Origin of the sequence: Pradoshia sp., assembly GCF_051873915.1 — a bacterium.
GTDB lineage: Bacteria > Bacillota > Bacilli > Bacillales > Pradoshiaceae > Pradoshia.
On sequence record NZ_JBJEFJ010000025.1, the window covers coordinates 1 to 15,537 of the forward strand.

The following is a 15,537-nucleotide window of genomic DNA, read 5'->3' on the forward strand; positions in this document are numbered from 1 at the left end:
AATCTCTTCAGCTTGTCATTTTTTCATGATGAGGCCATGGATAGGCCTTCCTTTTGAAGAGATTTATTTGAATTTCATGATTTATGGGCGAATTCTATCTGTTTAAGGGCGAAAACAATAGGTTTATGGGCGCTATTCTTCCGTTTAAGGGCGAACGCATGAAGTTAAGGGCGAAAAGTAAGCTATATGGGCGAACCTTTATGAGTATGAGCGCTTTAGCGAGTGTATGGGAGAAGAAATGTCCTAAGGGCGAATTCACAGGCTCCTTCCTTTTTCCATATCAAAAAGGCTGACCCAAAACTAGGCCAGCCTCCTTCTATCAAAAAAACTGCACAACTCTGTGCAGCTCATATTCTTAATCTATAATCTTTTTCTTTCTCAATTGTTCTTCCAATTCCTTCGCCTTCTGCACTTCCTTACGGTTATACAAAATGATGAACCTCATTGCCAAAATAGCAAATATAAAAAAGATTGCCATCGTTAAGCCGGCCGGAATATATTCACGCTTATCTTCAGGAAAATACAAAAACAAGCCCATAATAAATAAAACGGATTGCGGCATATTAGTTAATACCTCCTTATCCAAGGAAACATTTGTATAGTACACCACATTATAACATTTATTCTTATTGTTTTAACCATTTTCCTAAAGAAAAGGAGCCTGAAGGGGCAGGCTCCTTGTTATGCTCAACTGATGACGGTTTAAACCTATATTACTAGTTTTCTTCATATTCTTTGACTTCGCCGTCTTCTATAATAGTCAGCCTCCGATCGATTTCAAAAGAGCCTTCTTTCGTAATGCTTGGGATATTGTATACCTTCTCTTCATCTGTAACACTTTCTAATCCCTCCTGCATGGAGCTCCTGATTTTTTCTACATCATCCACTGTTCCCGCCGACTCCATCGCTCCGACAAAGGCATGTAAGGCGATATAATCAAGACCAGATTCCGAGCTTGGATCTACACCATCATATTTGTCATGGTATTTTTCCACAAATCCATCAGTCCCCGGGAAGTCTGAATAGATTAATGGCGTAACTCCAATAGAGTTGTTAAACGTATCATAGCTTCCCGTAATAGCCTTCATTTGATCAAATTTCGCTTGGTCCATAACAATGAACCCGCCTTTGAATCCTAGTTCTCTTGCCTGTTTAGCCACTTTAGCGGTTGCTTCAGATGCTCCCCCTATAAATAGGACATCCGGCTTTTTCTTAAGAGCATTTGTGATAATAGTGAAGAAATCTGTATCCTTCGCAAAGTCAATAGCCGATTCATAAACAATCTTACCGCCTTGTTTTTCCCATTCAGGCTGAAGGCTTTTCGCCCAATCCTTCCCATATTCAGTCGCTGGCGGAAGCATAGCCAGCTTCTTGCCCGATGTCTTCATCGCATAGGTTGTGAACGGCTCAATATAACCACTGTATTGCGGAGCAACCTGGACAGTCAGCTCGTTTCCTGATTCAACGACCCCCGGCTCACTTGTATAGGCGCCAATAATGAATTTATCCCGTTCATTAAATACTTGCAGTGCCTGAACTCCGCCGCTGTGAGGAGTGAAGATAATCGGTGCTTTATCCTCCTGCACAAGCCTCTTTGCATTGGCTGCTGCCTCATTTGGTAAATACTTATCATCTAGTGCCTTAATTTCGAGTTTATAGGTTTTTCCATCCACCTCAAAGCCGCCGGCATCATTGATTTCCTCTGCTGCCATCTCAAGCCCCTGCAGAGTACGTTCCCCGTAATAGGCTGCCGCACCGCTCAATGGACCCGTGAATCCGATTGTCACCGTATCCCCTTTACTCCCTCCAGCCGTATTATTAGATGAACAGCCGATTAATCCGAATAGCATCGCTCCCATTAAAGCAACCAACCCGACTTTTCTCATACACTTACCCCTCTCAATTTAGGATTCACTCAAGCACCTATATAGGCTTTCTTAACCTTCTCATTGGTGAACAGCTCTTCTGAAGTGCCGGATAATACAATCGATCCGCTCTCAAATACATAGCCTTTATCGGCAATTTTCAAGGCGGCATTTGCATTTTGTTCAGCAAGGAGAATGGTTGTTCCTTCCTTGTTAATCGTTTGGATAATATCAAACATCTGCTCCACAATGAGGGGAGCCAAACCGACAGATGGCTCATCAAGCATCATTAGTTTCGGTTTCGCCATAAGTGCTCGGCCAATGGCGAGCATTTGCTGTTGACCGCCGCTCAGGCTGCCTGCAGAATGCCCCTCTTTTTCCTTAAGGATGGGGAATAATTCAAATACATGTGCTAAAGTTTCTTTGATTTGCTCTTTCTTTCGTTTATGGACAAAGGCGCCAAGAATGAGGTTCTCGTGTACAGTCATTTGCGGAAACAGCTTGCGCCCTTCTGCGCATTGGACAATTCCCTTTCTGACAATTCGGTCTGCACTTAATGAATGGATAGGCTCATCAACGAAGTTGATAGAGCCCGAGGCAACCTTTTGAAGACCGCTGATTGCTCTAAACAGGGTGCTTTTCCCGGCGCCATTTGCTCCAAGCAACACGATGATTTCACCGCTTCCAACCTCAATTGTTGCCTCCTTGACAGCTGTATAATGACCATACTTCACATGTACCTGATTTAGTTTAAGCAATAGCCTCGCCTCCTAGATACGCCCTGATCACTTCCTCATTATTTTGAATTTGCTCAGGTGTTCCTTCCGCAATTTTCTCTCCATGATTCAGTACCATAATCTTATCCGCAAGCTTCATAATCATTTGCATTTTATGTTCAATCAAGCATACCGTAATGCCAGTTGAAGAGATCCGTTTAATCAAATCGGTCAAGCCCTCTGTCTCATCTGGATTAATTCCCGCAGCCGGCTCATCAAGAAAGAGAATGTCTGGGTCAGTAGCCAAGGAAAGCGCGAAGGCTGTTCGTTTTTTCTCTTCTTGAGAGATATTAGCTGTAATTCGGTCCGCTAAATGGGAAAGCCCCGTGAATTCCAATACCTCTAATGCCTTCTCCTTGCACTTCTCCTCCTCCCGCTTCAACCGGCGTGTTCGAAATATGGCATCTACAAGTGTAGATTTCGTCCGAAGACGATGGCCGACCATGACATTGTCAAAAACCGTCGATTGTTCAAATAAATGTGTCGTTTGGAAGGTTCTAGCGAAGCCTAAATTCGCAATCCTATGAGACGGCATACCTGTAATGTCTTCCCCCTTATACAGAATCTGTCCTTCAGACGGCGGATGAAAACCGCTGATTAAGTTGAAAAACGTTGATTTTCCCGCGCCGTTTGGCCCGATAATGGCATTAATCTTATTCTCTTCGACAGAGAAGTCTACCTGATTCACAGCAGTCAAGCCGCCAAACCGCTTCGTTAATCCTTCGATTTCCAAGAACATCTCCTCATCCCTCCTATACTTTGTTTTCCGCTTCCTGTCCTTGAACCCGTGCATGTTCCTTCTGGAGGGCTTTCTCTTTCTGCTTCTGTCTCCACTGAATGAAGGAGCCCGCAATTCCTTTCGGATAAAAAATAATCAAGAAGGTCAGGAGAGGCCCAAAGATCAGCATCCGGTAATCCTGCAGAAACTGCAGATTCTGAGATACCCAAACAACAAGAATCGTCCCGATAACTGGACCTGATAGCGTACCAATGCCACCGACGAGCAGGTAGATCAACATATCAAAAATAATATTTGTATAGCCAATGTCTGGTCCGATAAACCGAATCAACGAAGCGTATAAAGCGCCAGCCACCCCGGCATAAGCTGTGGATAAAACGAAAGCAGCAAGCTTATTCCTCATCGTTGAAATACCAATAGAAGCAGCTAATTCTTCACTGTTCCTGATGGCCTTATAGGTCCGTCCTGACAAGGAATGGACAATTCTGTACATGGCAATCATCCCAAGAATCAGAAAAACCAGGACTAAATAATACATGGGAATTGCCTCATCGAAATAGATAGAACCGATTGGGGGCGGCGAAGGAATACCAATGAATCCGCGTACACCTCCTGTCAGTTCCTCCCATTTGTAAATCACCAGGTAAATAATGTAGCCGACACATAAGGTATAGATGGCGAAATAATGTTCCTTTGTACGCAAGGCAATCAAGCCGATAAAGAAACCAATGATTGAGGTGATTAAGACCGAAAGAAGAAAAGCAAGCCAATAGTTCATTTCTGCCTTAACGGTCAAGAGGCTGATCGCATATGCGCCTATGGCAAAAAATCCAGCATGCGCAAGCGATAAATATCCAGTATAGCCAGCGATTAGATTTAGACCGTACACAGCAATAATCCAAATAAAGGCAAGCGTCATAATATGCAGATAGTATTCATTTTGTATAACGAGAGGAAAGAGCAGGGAAAGCAACAGTATGGCCGGCAGGAGGAATTTCTTTAAATAGGCTCCCTTCACTAGCTATGTCCCTCCTTCACAAATAATCCTTGGGGCTTAATGGATAAAATCAACACAAGCAGGACGAAGGCAATCAAATCTTTATAATCGTTAGAAATATAGGCAGCCCCAAGACTTTCACTGAAACCGAGGATGTATCCTCCGAGAATGGCTCCTGGAATGCTGCCCATCCCGCCTAAAATAATAATGACAAATGCTTTTAGAATAACGAGATGTCCCATGCCTGGAGAGACGAGATTGATAGGTGCCGCTAAGGATGCCGCAATCGCTGCAAGGGCTCCGGAAATTAAGAATGTGAGCATTGCCACCTTATTGGCATTAATTCCAACCAGAAATGCTCCGTCCCGATTTTGGGCCATTGCGATAATTGATGAGCCCGTCATTGTTTTGCGCAGGAAGAAATGCAGGCCAATCATGATGACGATGGCTGCCCCAACAATCAAAATTCGTTGGAGCGTGATGGTCAGACCACCTATTTCTACCACCTGTCCATAAGGAGTCGGCATCATCCGATATTCTGCTCCCCATATGAACTGAGCTAGAGCCTCCAAAAACAAGAGTATTCCAATGGCGGCAATCTTATCTTGCAATGGCGGGGCATCCTTAAGCGGGTGGAAAATCAGCCGCTCCATCAAAACAGCTATCAAACCTACCGCTAACATAGATAGAAGAATGGCTAGCCAATAGTGCAGGCCCAAGCTTGTCATCATCGTCAACGTTACATATCCCCCTAGCATATAAAGGGCTCCGTGTGCGAAATTAGGGATATGCAGGATTCCAAATACAAGGGTAAGTCCCAGTGCCACAAGACTGTAAACACTCCCGACTGTTAATCCATTAAAAAGCTGCTGCAAAAGAGTCTCCATTTAATCCCTCCTTATCTACGGAGGAAAGAGGCTTCAGAGAATGAATCTCTCGCACTCTTCTCTCCTAATCTTGCAGTCTCTCCAGATGATTCCTTAGACCGCCTGGAATCAAGACCGTTATCTGTTCGTCAAAATTAAAGCAGACAATCACTGCATTCCCTCTTGCTATGACAATGCCTGATTGGCTATTTGATATAACATGGGACAGATGAAAGCTTTTCTTCCCAACATGAGTAACCATGGTGGATACGGACAGATATTCTTTGACGCGCTCGTACCCTTCGTACTGACATTGGGCTGACGCTACGATGAAATTCACCTTCTCATCCTCGATATATCTTTGAAGGCTGTCAAAAAACTTTGTGCGCGCCTCCTCCATATAAGAGAAATAACTGATACTGCTTATATAGCCTGATGCATCTGAATCATTGAAGCGCGCATAGACGATTGTCTCTAGTAATTCCATGGCCATGTGCTTCACCTATCTTTCTATAGAATCATGATGGCCGTTCAATAATGACAGCAATTCCTTGGCCTCCGCCAATACAGGCCGTGACTAACGCATACTTGGCCTTGATTCTCCTTAATTCATACACAGCCTTTGTCAGTAAGATGGCCCCGGTGGCGCCGAGCGGATGTCCATGAGCAATTGCTCCGCCATTCACGTTGACCTTATCCGGATTCAGCTCAAGCTCCCGCTCACATGCGATAACCTGAGCGGCAAAGGCTTCATTGATTTCAACCAAGTCCATGTCATCCAACGTCAAACCAGCCTTCTGTAAGACCTTTTTCACAGCCGGGACTGGTCCAATTCCCATTAAATTAGGATCCACACCGGCAATGGCTTGTTCTCTGATGATGGCCAATGGTTCAAGATTCAGCTCGGATGCCTTGCTGCCGGACATGATCACAAGTGCTGCGGCGGCATCATTTAACCCAGAGCTGTTTCCTGCTGTTACTGACCCGTCTTCCTTGAAGGCTGGGGAAAGATTGCCCAATGCTTCCATAGTCGTTTGGGGCCGGGGATGCTCATCTGCTTTAAAAATGACTGGATTCCCTTTTCTCACCGGAATGGAGATTGGGACAATCTGCTCATCAAACCGTCCCTCTTCCATCGCAAATCTCATCTTTCTTTGACTGTTTGCTGCGAATTCATCCTGTTCCTCTCGACTGATGCGATACTTCTCAGCCAAATTCTCAGCAGTGATTCCCATTGGCGGGTCCCCTATTTCTTCCGGTGACAGCCTGGATTTTCTGAACCTTGGAAGTGCTGGGCTATACGGTTTATCAGCACGGTCGAGTAAATATGGCGCACGGCTCATGCTCTCTACCCCACCGGCAATATAAACATCCCCCTCCCCTGCTTTAATGGCTTGTGCAGCTAATGTGACTGCATTAATCCCAGACCCGCACTGCCGGTCTACCGTTAAACCCGGTAGCTCCAAGGCTAGATGGGTCTGCAAAGCTGTTAATCTAGCAATATTTCCACCGCCGCTTAATACATTGCCCATTAGGCAATCCTCAAGCACATCCGGTGTAATACCAGCCCTCTTCACGGCTTCCTTTATCACTTCTGCACCAAATACATGAGGAGGAACAGATGCTAATGCTCCTCCCTGCCTGCCGATTGCTGTTCTGACAGCAGACACAATGACCGCTTCCTTCCCCATAGCTTCATGCTCCTTTCCCATAAGAGGGATATTCATTAATTCCTAGGTCCCCCAGCCACATACAGCACCTGTCCGCTCACAAAGGAGGATTTCTCATCCGCAAAGAAAGCAACGGCATTGGCAATATCCTCTGGCTTTCCCGAACGGCCAACAGGGATTTTGCTGACGCTCGCTACAATCAGTTCATCAAAGGAAATGCCAATCCGTTCAGCTGTCGCCTTCGTCATATCTGTCTCAATAAAGCCTGGGGCAACAGAATTTGCCGTAATGCCATATTTCCCAAGCTCAATGGCAAGGGTTTTCGTAAATCCTTGCAGCCCTGCCTTGGCGGCTGAGTAATTCACCTGTCCTCGATTCCCTAAGGCAGATGTGGATGAAATGTTGATAATACGGCCATATTGGTTTTGCACCATATATTTCTGAGCTGCTCTTGTCACGAAGAATGTTCCCTTCAAATGGACATCCATGACCATTTGCCAATCCTCGTCCGTCATCTTAAAGAGCAGATTATCACGGATTACTCCGGCATTATTGACCAGAATATCAATGCTCCCGAATTGTTCAACCACCTCCGCCATCGCGCCCTCAACCTGCTCACGGTCAGTCACGCTTGCCACCTTTGCATAGACAGAGCATCCAGCCTCCTCAAAGGCTTGCTTTGTCTCCTCAATGGCTTCCTCATTTAAATCGATAATCGCGATATTAGCCCCTTCTTCTCCAAACCTCTCAGCTATCTTTCGGCCAATTCCGCGTGATCCGCCTGTAATGAAGGCTGTTCTGTTTTGAAAATGTTTTGCCATCACCTATTCCTCCTTAAATGAAATCCCCAACTTTGACATGGCCTTTTAATAGATTACGAGAAATAATCATGCGCTGAATCTCATCTGTCCCATCATAAATCCTCCATAATCTCGCCTCACGGTACCAGCGTTCAATCGGCAGCTCACGTGTATAGCCCATTCCGCCATGAATCTGGAGGACACGGTCCACGACTTTGTTCCCCATATTGGCCCCGTAGAGTTTGGCCATGGCAGCCAGGTGACGGTTATCCTCTCCTTGATCGAGGGTAAAGGCTGCATTGAGTGTCAGCCAGCGTGCCGCCTCAATTTCAACCGCTGAATCAGCGATTTGCCATTGAATCGCCTGACGGTCAGCGATCGGTTTCCCGAATGTAAAACGCTCCTTAGAATAATCAATCGCCATTTGAAGGAGACGCTCTGCTGTTCCGACCGCTCTTGCCCCGACGACCCAGCGCGCAAAGCCAATCCACTCAAGCCCCAGCTTATAACCTCCATGAAGCTCGCCTAATATATTTTCCTCTGGAACACGCACATTATCGAAGACCAAACCGGCCGGTCCCCACTCACCCATCGTGTGGATATATTCTGATTTCCAGCCCATATCGCGGTCCACGATAAAGCAGGTGACACCCTCTCTGCCCGTTCTGGTATGGGCTTCTTTATCCGTTATGGCTATGACCATGACAAAGTCGGCTTCATTTCCACCGGTGATGAAAGTTTTCTCTCCATTAATGACCCAGTCATTTCCATCCTTTACGGCGGTTGTTTTAATATTGCGTGTATCCGACCCGGCATCCGGTTCTGTCATCGCGAAGCAGGATTTCTTCTCTCCATTGATGGTTGGAATTAAATATTTCTCTTTCTGCTCCTCATTGCCGTAGTAGAGGATATTATCGGCTGAACCGCCAAATTTAAAGGGGACGAATGTTTTGGATACTTCCATCAGGACAATTGCCATCATCATCTGACCTAAATCTGCCCCTCCGTATTCCTCCGGAGTGTTAATTCCCCAGAAACCGAACTCCTTCGCTTTCAGTTGGAGTTCCTCAAGCTTTTCATCTGAGAGGCTTGGCCTGCCCTCCCGTTCATTTTTGAGCACTTCATTCTCTAGGGGAATCAATTCATTCTCCACAAACTTCCTGATTGTATTGCGCACCATTTTTTGTTCATCTGTTAACCGTAAATACATCTTTCTCCCACCCATTCCTTCTATTTTTTTGAAATCGCTTACAATTGTTTTTTGTTCAAACTTATTTAATGCAAGTATCATGCCAACCTAAAAGACGGATAAATACGCAAAAATCACAATTGAATCGATTCATCTTTGACGACTCATTCAAGAATGAATCATCCCCTTATAAGGAGCTTCCTCCATCAACCGCAATGATTTGCCCAGTAATATGATCACTAGCCCGGCTCGCCAGAAGCATGACCGCTCCCTTCAAGGAATCCGGGTCCCCAAGCCGTTTCATCGGATTCTTATGAATGATTTTCTCTTGGTTTTCACTCAGGACATGTCTTGTCATTTTTGACTCAAAGAATCCTGGGGCAATAGCGTTAACGTTGATACCGTATTCGCCCCACTTCCTTGCCAGATCCTTCGTGAAATGGTGGATACCTGCCTTGCTTGCGCTGTATCCAATGGCATTCAGCACATCAGGCGCTTCTGCTTTAATGCCGGCAACCGATCCAATATTAATGATTTTACCCTGTCGATTCTGAATCATCTGTCTCCCAACATATTTAGACATGAGGAACGTCCCGCCAAGATTGACATCCATGACCTTTTTCCAGGCTTCATAAGGCATTTCCTCCACTTTTTCTCCCCATGTCGTGCCGCTGTTGTTAATCAAGATATGAATGGGACCGAAATCCTCCGTAACACGCTGGACCACCTCAATGACCTCTTCTTCTACAGCCACATTGCATGAATAAGCCTTTGCCTTTCTGCCATATCGGGCAGTGATTAATTCGGCCGTTTCAAGTCCATGCGCGATATTTCGTGAGCAAACTGCCACCTCTGCCCCATACTCAGCCAACGTCTCTGCCATGATGCGCCCTAGTCCTGTTCCCCCTCCTGTTATTAATGCCGTACATCCGCTTAAATCAAATAGGGAAGACTTCATCCATCATTCCTCCTGCTCTTTTCAACTTGTTTATCCAATTCTTCCTTGATTAAGGTCCTCTTCAACAGCTTGCCGACAGTATTGCGCGGAAGCTCGCTTCGAATCTCAAATAAGGTTGGCACTTTATACGGTGTCAGCCTTGCATAGCAATAGCCTTTCACTTCCTCTAAATCAATGGTCGTCCCCTCCTTCGGAACAATGAAGGCTTTCACAATTTCCTCTGCCTCAGCCGTAGGAATACCCGCGACTGCAGCTTCCTTAATATCTGGATGTCCATAAAGTACATCCTCCACCTCCTGGGGGTAAATATTGAACCCCCCCACAATCACCATCTCTTTCTTCCGGCCGACAATATAGAAGTAGCCATCGCGGTCCTGCATAGCTAAGTCCCCTGTATAAAGCCACCCGCCTTTTAATGCGCGTGCGGTTTCTTGCTCATTATTCCAATATCCCTTCATAACCTGCGGTCCGCGGATAAGCAATTCGCCCACTTGGTTCTCTGACAGCGGCTGGTTATTCTCATCAATAATCAAGCAGTCGGTACCTGGAAGTGGAATACCGACACTGCCGACCTTCCGGATGCCGTTCGGCGGATTCCGATGTGTGGTAGGGGAAGCTTCCGATAATCCGAACCCCTCTCCAATAGAAGCACCCGTCAAACGCTCAAACTGGTTAAGAATCTCGATTGGAATTGGTGCTGAACCGGATGTGCACATTTTCAAGGAAGTCAGATCATAGCGGTCAATCTCCGAATATTGCGTGAGGGCCATATACATCTTTGGCACTCCCGGAAAGAAAGTTGGCTTGTGTCGTTCAATGCCCTCTAGGATAGCTTTGGTGTCAAAGCGTTTATACAGCAAGATTGCTGCTCCGAGATAAATGCTTAAATTCATGCCGCTTGTCATCGCATACACATGATACAAAGGAGTTGCCGTCAAGACGATTTCCCGTCCTTCTGTCATGATTTCCCCATACATCGCACGGCTTTGGACCACATTAGCCACTACATTGCAGTGTGTGAGCATCGCTCCCTTCATCTTGCCTGTCGTCCCGCCAGTATATTGAATAACAGCAATATCCTCCAGCGGATTGATCTTCTCAACTTTCTCCAGCAGGTCGTTATTCATCAGCTCTTGAACTGTTTTTTCTCGATTTTGTTTTGGACCTGCATAAATGGTCTGCTCAAATGGATAGATTAGTTGTGCTTCTTTCACTGCTCGTTCAGCTGTTCCGTCATAAATGATTGCCCGACAGCCACTGTCTGAGGCAATCTGCAGCAACTCTCTCGTTGTGTAGCGAGGATTAATCTGGACGACAATTAGTCCTAAACGGTGTGCAGCATAATAGCTGATTACATAAATGGGATCATTCTCAAGCATAAGCCCAATACGGTCACCTTTCTTTAATCCAAGCGTCTTCAAACCACCCGCAAGTTGATCTGTCTGCCGCTTTACAGATTCATAGCTCCATACTTCCCCTTCAAAAATGATGCACGGTTGCTCAGAATATTGTTTTGCCGACCGCTCCAGCAAATCATATAAACCCAGATTCGGAATATCCTGAAATGCGTCCTTTACGTACCATTGCTGCCAGGCCCGCCCAGTTATGTTTTCCATCTTGCACCTCCGAAACGTTTATCTCCTTATGTAGAAAGGACTCACCTTTTGTGATGCAAGATTTATGCCAATATGCCAGCACCAAAAAAATTCGGCAGTGGTAATCTGCTAGATTCCACTGCCGAATTCTCTACATCTATCCAGGTACGATGTGATAATGCTAACCTAATTCAATTTTATATTTCTTTAGCTTTCTGACGATTGTCGGCTGGCTTGTCTGCAAGGCTTCGGCCATTTCATAGGTGGAATGGTATTTCTCTGCCGCTAGGCTTAAAGCCTTCCTTTCAGCGAGCTCTGCTGCTTCCTTTAAGGAATGAACAGCTGTTTCCTTATGCAGCTCAATCGGTGCAGCAGGCTGATATTCAGCAGGCAGATGCTCTAGGCCAAGAACATCATCCATATGCAGAAGTGTTATCCGTTCAATTAGATTAGCCAGCTCACGAATATTGCCCGGCCATGAATATTGGTACAAAAAGGCCTTTAAATCTTTATTCAGCTGCTTATAGGTACCGTATTTCTCATTGCATTGCCGTAGACTCAGGTCTGCAAGCGGCAGAATCTCTTCTCTTCTTTCCCGAAGCGGAGGAATCGTAATTGGAACAACATTCAGCCTGTAGAATAAATCCTCCCGGAATTCCCCCTTGTCGACCATTTTCCGTAAATCCCGATTGGTCGCAGCGATTATACGAACATCTACCTTCTTCGCTACCGTCCCGCCTACCCGCTGAATTTCTTTATCTTGAAGGACACGGAGCAGTTTTACTTGAAGGGCCATTGACATTTCCCCTACCTCATCGAGGAACAGCACCCCTTTATCCGCCATCTCAAACAGGCCCTGCTTCCCGCTTTTGTTAGCTCCTGTGAAGGCACCGCCCGCATAGCCAAACAGCTCGGATTCAAGTAATTCTGAAGGAAGGGCACCACAATTGATTTTAATATATTTTCCTGATTTGCTTCGTTCACTCCGCTGGTATAAATATTTAGCGAGGACATCCTTTCCGACTCCTGTTTCCCCATAAAGAATGACAGTTGCATCTGCATTCGCAATTCTCGCAGCCATCTCATAGATCTTTATCATTCTATCTGCTTTGATAATTGTCCAATCTCCTAGCTGAGCCAAATGATCCCTTAAACGCTCAATCTCTTTACGATAATCCTGATTTAACTCATTGGCTTCCTGCAGTGCTTTATGCAATTGATTTAAATCAGATAAATCGCGGATATTTGTGACAACGCTTTCAATTTCACCTTCATCATTAAAGACGGGGTTCCCTGTCAGCAAGGTTTCACGGCCGAGGTAGTTCAGCTGCATCACCGAAACTGTCCGCTTTTTCTCCAGCACTTTTTTCGTGACTGAATCCTCCAAAATGCCCCTTTTCACTAAATCTTCCGTCCTCTTATTTATGTAATATTCCTTCGGGATATTGGTAATACGTTCAATCGCTGAATTTGTCCTCAAGGTAATTCCATTCTTATCTGTTATATAAATTCCGTCATACGAATTCTCAATAACAGCATCAAGATGGCGATTAAGCCGTTCCATCTCCCTCACCTTCATGGTGAGGCTATCCAGTTCCCCAGAGACAATTCCAGCGTAAGCATGGGTTCCATCTGTTTTCTTGGCCATCAAGAAAATCATTTCTATTCCATCGACAGCGGCAGAAATCATTGATTCTTCACAGACATTCCAGTGATCAAAGTAATCTTGAATCTTCAAGGACTTCTTCTTATCCCCCAACATTCTTCTCGCTTCCTCATTCATCGTGAGAATCTGCTGATTATCGAAAGTTTCTATATACATAAATGAACCTTCCTTCAATTCATCTCACCCCTTCGTCTATATGTTAAACTTTACCATAAAAATCTATTAGGGGATATTAGCCTGAAAGGATTTGGGTGAAATCACCCGCCCCCTCAGCATAAGGGCTCTAAGTTGTTTTCTACTAGATCATTTTGGAACGAACTCCCCGCTGCTCTAAATAAAAAATGGAGCTGAATGGGATTTACTCCACTCAGCTCCAGCTCAATTATTAGTTTAAGATATTAATTTTCTCAATAACAACATCATATACCGGCTTGTCGTTCGGGCCAACCTTTGTTCCGGCAATGTCATCGACAACATTCATGCCTTCGACAACTTGACCGAATACAGTGTGTCTGTGGTCAAGCCAAGGTGTTCCGCCGACTTCCATATATTTTTCGACTGCTTCAGCAGGATAGCCTGCTTGTTCCATTTGACCGCGCAAGTTGGATTCCACTTCATTCTTTTGAACGATGAAGAATTGGCTTCCGTTTGTGCCAGGACCAGCATTAGCCATGGACAATGCACCGCGGAAGTTGAAGAGATCCATTGTGAACTCATCTTCGAACGGCTGTCCCCAGATACTTTCTCCACCAGTTCCTGTTCCATTCGGGTCTCCGCCTTGGATCATGAAATCATTGATAACACGGTGGAAAATGAGGCCGTCATAATAGCCGTTCTCCGCATGTGTCAGGAAGTTTTCTACCGCTTTTGGCGCTTGTTCCGGGAATAATTTAATTTTGATATTCCCTTTATTCGTTACCATTTCCACGAGTCTTTCATTGCCTTGTACGTCTGTGAATTGAGGTAATACTGTCATTGTATCGTCGCCTTCTTTCTCTAAAATAGTCTGGTCAAGCTCCATCATGCTTTCCGCATGCTGTTGGTTTTCCACATTTTTGCTGAAATAATACCAAGCAGCTCCACCAAGGAGGATCATTGCAAGCATTATTAGTCGTATTTTCATCTTTACCTGCCTCCAAGTTCTCACTTTACACGATTTTCTATGAAAAAGCACCTCTCACGTTGAGACTTTTTCATGTATGTGAACCAGGTAAAAAGGTATGATGAGGAGAGTACATAATTTTGGAGGGATGGATATGAGTGAATTACAAATCGGGGATTATGTAACAGCCTTTTATAAGACAGGGAAATATGCCGGGGAGATTACCCAAATACGCCCTAATGGCTATATCGTCGTCAAGACACTCGCTGTTCTAAAGCACCCAATGCAGGGTGACCTTCATAATCCTAAGCAGGCGGATGTGGATTTCTTTCATGAAAGAAAGGCACTCGCTCATCTGGAGCAGACAAATGTGCCGGCAAATATGGTAAAGCCATTTGAAGGTGAGCTTCCGCCCTATAAGGACTCCTTAGCTGAAGCCCTTTCCGTCTTAAGGAGGGATTTGCGTGAAGATCCTTCTGATTGGGCAGCACGCAGTCTCGAATGCCTTGAAAGGCTTGAATCAGAATACAATCTATAAAACAAAAAACCAAATCTTCATAAAAGGAGATTTGGTTTTTATTTCAGTTCATTAAGCAGTGTGGAAAAATCAATGATATCCCCAATTGTCGTTGATTCATGGTTATCCAGATAACGCTTATCTTGTTCAACAAGCCGGAAAATATGATAAGTATTAATGGCATCATCCAAGGCGCGGTGCTGCTTGCCATTTCCCGAATTTCCATATTGCTGCACAGCCTTCCATAAGCCTGTCTGATTTTTGTCGCCAAAGAAGCGTTTGTACTCATTGGATAGGTCAATCTGCTTACCCGTTAACGGCATCTTAAAACCGCGGTTTCGGCAATTTTGCGAGAGCACCTTCATATCATTATTTCCCCATGTGACAATGGCAGGCTTCTCGCTGTTCACTTTCTTCAATAAGACAACCAGCTCCTCAAATGAGATTCCCCGGCTTACATGTTCATCCGTAATATTAAGGAATTTCTTACATCTTGAAGTTAACCTCGGAAATGCTTCTGGCTTCACATAGGACGTGTATTGATCAATGATTTCATCCTCCTTAACGAGGATCCAGCCGACTTCGATAATTTCCGGATAGAAGCCAAAGGGATTATTCTTTCCTTCAGGCATCGTAAACTCAAAGTCTATGAATAAATGAGCACCTCTCTCATACATGTGCATCCCCCTCTCCCTTCACATTTCTGCCCCTCCCGCTCATGTTCCCTCTTTATCCAAAGGGAGCTGAGCTAATGAGGATCAAGAAATAACTGATTGGCTTTTTAACTATTTTACTAT

General features: G+C 45.0%; 16 protein-coding genes. 1 reads left to right on the forward strand and 15 read right to left on the reverse strand.

The window, feature by feature from the left end:
• Positions 1-355: 355 nt before the first annotated feature.
• The 14 genes from ACI35L_RS02315 to ACI35L_RS02380 form a co-directional block, all read right to left on the reverse strand.
• Positions 356-562, reverse strand: coding sequence for a hypothetical protein (locus ACI35L_RS02315; RefSeq protein WP_439802156.1), 207 nt, complete (start codon positions 560-562; stop codon positions 356-358).
• Between the two features lie 154 nt (positions 563-716).
• Positions 717-1,886, reverse strand: a complete 1,170-nt coding sequence (locus tag ACI35L_RS02320; RefSeq protein WP_049669694.1) for an ABC transporter substrate-binding protein — start codon at positions 1,884-1,886, stop codon at positions 717-719.
• Positions 1,887-1,915: 29 nt separating this feature from the next.
• Positions 1,916-2,623, reverse strand: coding sequence for an ABC transporter ATP-binding protein (locus tag ACI35L_RS02325; RefSeq protein WP_439802157.1), 708 nt, complete (start codon positions 2,621-2,623; stop codon positions 1,916-1,918).
• Entirely contained in the window at positions 2,616-3,380 is a 765-nt protein-coding gene (locus ACI35L_RS02330; RefSeq protein ID WP_049669692.1) for an ABC transporter ATP-binding protein, read from the reverse strand. The genes ACI35L_RS02325 and ACI35L_RS02330 overlap by 8 nt, the downstream gene beginning before the upstream one ends.
• A gap of 13 nt (positions 3,381-3,393) precedes the next feature.
• The gene (locus tag ACI35L_RS02335; protein ID WP_049669691.1) at positions 3,394-4,398 is read right to left on the reverse strand and encodes a branched-chain amino acid ABC transporter permease; all 1,005 of its coding nucleotides are present in this window, start codon (positions 4,396-4,398) and stop codon (positions 3,394-3,396) included.
• Entirely contained in the window at positions 4,398-5,264 is an 867-nt protein-coding gene (locus ACI35L_RS02340; protein ID WP_049669690.1) for a branched-chain amino acid ABC transporter permease, read from the reverse strand. The genes ACI35L_RS02335 and ACI35L_RS02340 overlap by 1 nt, the downstream gene beginning before the upstream one ends.
• 64 nt (positions 5,265-5,328) lie before the next feature.
• Complete coding sequence (locus tag ACI35L_RS02345) at positions 5,329-5,730, reverse strand: acyl-CoA thioesterase (protein ID WP_197089897.1); 402 nt, start codon at positions 5,728-5,730, stop codon at positions 5,329-5,331.
• Positions 5,731-5,761: 31 nt separating this feature from the next.
• Positions 5,762-6,934: a thiolase family protein gene (locus tag ACI35L_RS02350; RefSeq protein WP_439802158.1), complete on the reverse strand. Its 1,173-nt coding sequence runs from the start codon at positions 6,932-6,934 to the stop codon at positions 5,762-5,764.
• Positions 6,935-6,969: 35 nt separating this feature from the next.
• Positions 6,970-7,734: a 3-oxoacyl-ACP reductase FabG gene (gene fabG, locus ACI35L_RS02355; protein WP_049669688.1), complete on the reverse strand. Its 765-nt coding sequence runs from the start codon at positions 7,732-7,734 to the stop codon at positions 6,970-6,972.
• 13 nt (positions 7,735-7,747) lie between these two features.
• Complete coding sequence (locus tag ACI35L_RS02360; RefSeq protein WP_049669687.1) at positions 7,748-8,923, reverse strand: acyl-CoA dehydrogenase family protein; 1,176 nt, start codon at positions 8,921-8,923, stop codon at positions 7,748-7,750.
• 166 nt (positions 8,924-9,089) lie between these two features.
• Positions 9,090-9,860 carry an SDR family oxidoreductase gene (locus ACI35L_RS02365; RefSeq protein ID WP_049669686.1) on the reverse strand — a complete coding sequence of 257 codons (771 nt, stop codon included), beginning with the start codon at positions 9,858-9,860 and terminating at the stop codon, positions 9,090-9,092.
• The gene (locus ACI35L_RS02370; protein WP_049669685.1) at positions 9,857-11,476 is read right to left on the reverse strand and encodes a long-chain-fatty-acid--CoA ligase; all 1,620 of its coding nucleotides are present in this window, start codon (positions 11,474-11,476) and stop codon (positions 9,857-9,859) included. Before ACI35L_RS02370 ends, ACI35L_RS02365 begins: the two co-directional genes overlap by 4 nt.
• Before the next feature lie 160 nt (positions 11,477-11,636).
• Positions 11,637-13,277 carry a sigma-54 interaction domain-containing protein gene (locus ACI35L_RS02375; protein WP_439802159.1) on the reverse strand — a complete coding sequence of 547 codons (1,641 nt, stop codon included), beginning with the start codon at positions 13,275-13,277 and terminating at the stop codon, positions 11,637-11,639.
• A 229-nt stretch (positions 13,278-13,506) separates the two neighbouring features.
• Entirely contained in the window at positions 13,507-14,097 is a 591-nt protein-coding gene (locus tag ACI35L_RS02380; RefSeq protein WP_049672754.1) for a peptidylprolyl isomerase, read from the reverse strand.
• A gap of 280 nt (positions 14,098-14,377) precedes the next feature.
• On the opposite strand from ACI35L_RS02380, the gene ACI35L_RS02385 reads away from it, so the two are divergent.
• A complete protein-coding gene (locus ACI35L_RS02385) occupies positions 14,378-14,761 on the forward strand; it encodes a kinase-associated lipoprotein B (RefSeq protein WP_049669683.1) in 384 nt (127 codons plus the stop codon).
• 38 nt (positions 14,762-14,799) lie between these two features.
• On the opposite strand, the gene kapD is transcribed toward ACI35L_RS02385, so the two are convergent.
• Entirely contained in the window at positions 14,800-15,417 is a 618-nt protein-coding gene (kapD, locus tag ACI35L_RS02390; protein WP_049669682.1) for a 3'-5' exonuclease KapD, read from the reverse strand.
• Positions 15,418-15,537: the final 120 nt, after the last annotated feature.

What these genes read in the sequence shown, in the direction of transcription:
- ACI35L_RS02315 (WP_439802156.1), bottom strand. Translation starts at nt 562, where the DNA reads ATGCCGCAATCCGTTTTATTTATTATGGGCTTGTTTTTGTATTTTCCT.
- ACI35L_RS02365 (WP_049669686.1), bottom strand. Translation starts at nt 9,860, where the DNA reads ATGAAGTCTTCCCTATTTGATTTAAGCGGATGTACGGCATTAATAACA.
- ACI35L_RS02320 (WP_049669694.1), bottom strand. Translation starts at nt 1,886, where the DNA reads ATGAGAAAAGTCGGGTTGGTTGCTTTAATGGGAGCGATGCTATTCGGA.
- ACI35L_RS02380 (WP_049672754.1), bottom strand. Translation starts at nt 14,097, where the DNA reads ATGACAGTATTACCTCAATTCACAGACGTACAAGGCAATGAAAGACTC.
- ACI35L_RS02385 (WP_049669683.1), top strand. Translation starts at nt 14,378, where the DNA reads ATGAGTGAATTACAAATCGGGGATTATGTAACAGCCTTTTATAAGACA.
- fabG (WP_049669688.1), bottom strand. Translation starts at nt 7,734, where the DNA reads ATGGCAAAACATTTTCAAAACAGAACAGCCTTCATTACAGGCGGATCA.
- ACI35L_RS02345 (WP_197089897.1), bottom strand. Translation starts at nt 5,730, where the DNA reads ATGGAATTACTAGAGACAATCGTCTATGCGCGCTTCAATGATTCAGAT.
- ACI35L_RS02330 (WP_049669692.1), bottom strand. Translation starts at nt 3,380, where the DNA reads ATGTTCTTGGAAATCGAAGGATTAACGAAGCGGTTTGGCGGCTTGACT.
- ACI35L_RS02350 (WP_439802158.1), bottom strand. Translation starts at nt 6,934, where the DNA reads ATGGGGAAGGAAGCGGTCATTGTGTCTGCTGTCAGAACAGCAATCGGC.
- ACI35L_RS02340 (WP_049669690.1), bottom strand. Translation starts at nt 5,264, where the DNA reads ATGGAGACTCTTTTGCAGCAGCTTTTTAATGGATTAACAGTCGGGAGT.
- ACI35L_RS02360 (WP_049669687.1), bottom strand. Translation starts at nt 8,923, where the DNA reads ATGTATTTACGGTTAACAGATGAACAAAAAATGGTGCGCAATACAATC.
- kapD (WP_049669682.1), bottom strand. Translation starts at nt 15,417, where the DNA reads ATGTATGAGAGAGGTGCTCATTTATTCATAGACTTTGAGTTTACGATG.
- ACI35L_RS02375 (WP_439802159.1), bottom strand. Translation starts at nt 13,277, where the DNA reads ATGTATATAGAAACTTTCGATAATCAGCAGATTCTCACGATGAATGAG.
- ACI35L_RS02370 (WP_049669685.1), bottom strand. Translation starts at nt 11,476, where the DNA reads ATGGAAAACATAACTGGGCGGGCCTGGCAGCAATGGTACGTAAAGGAC.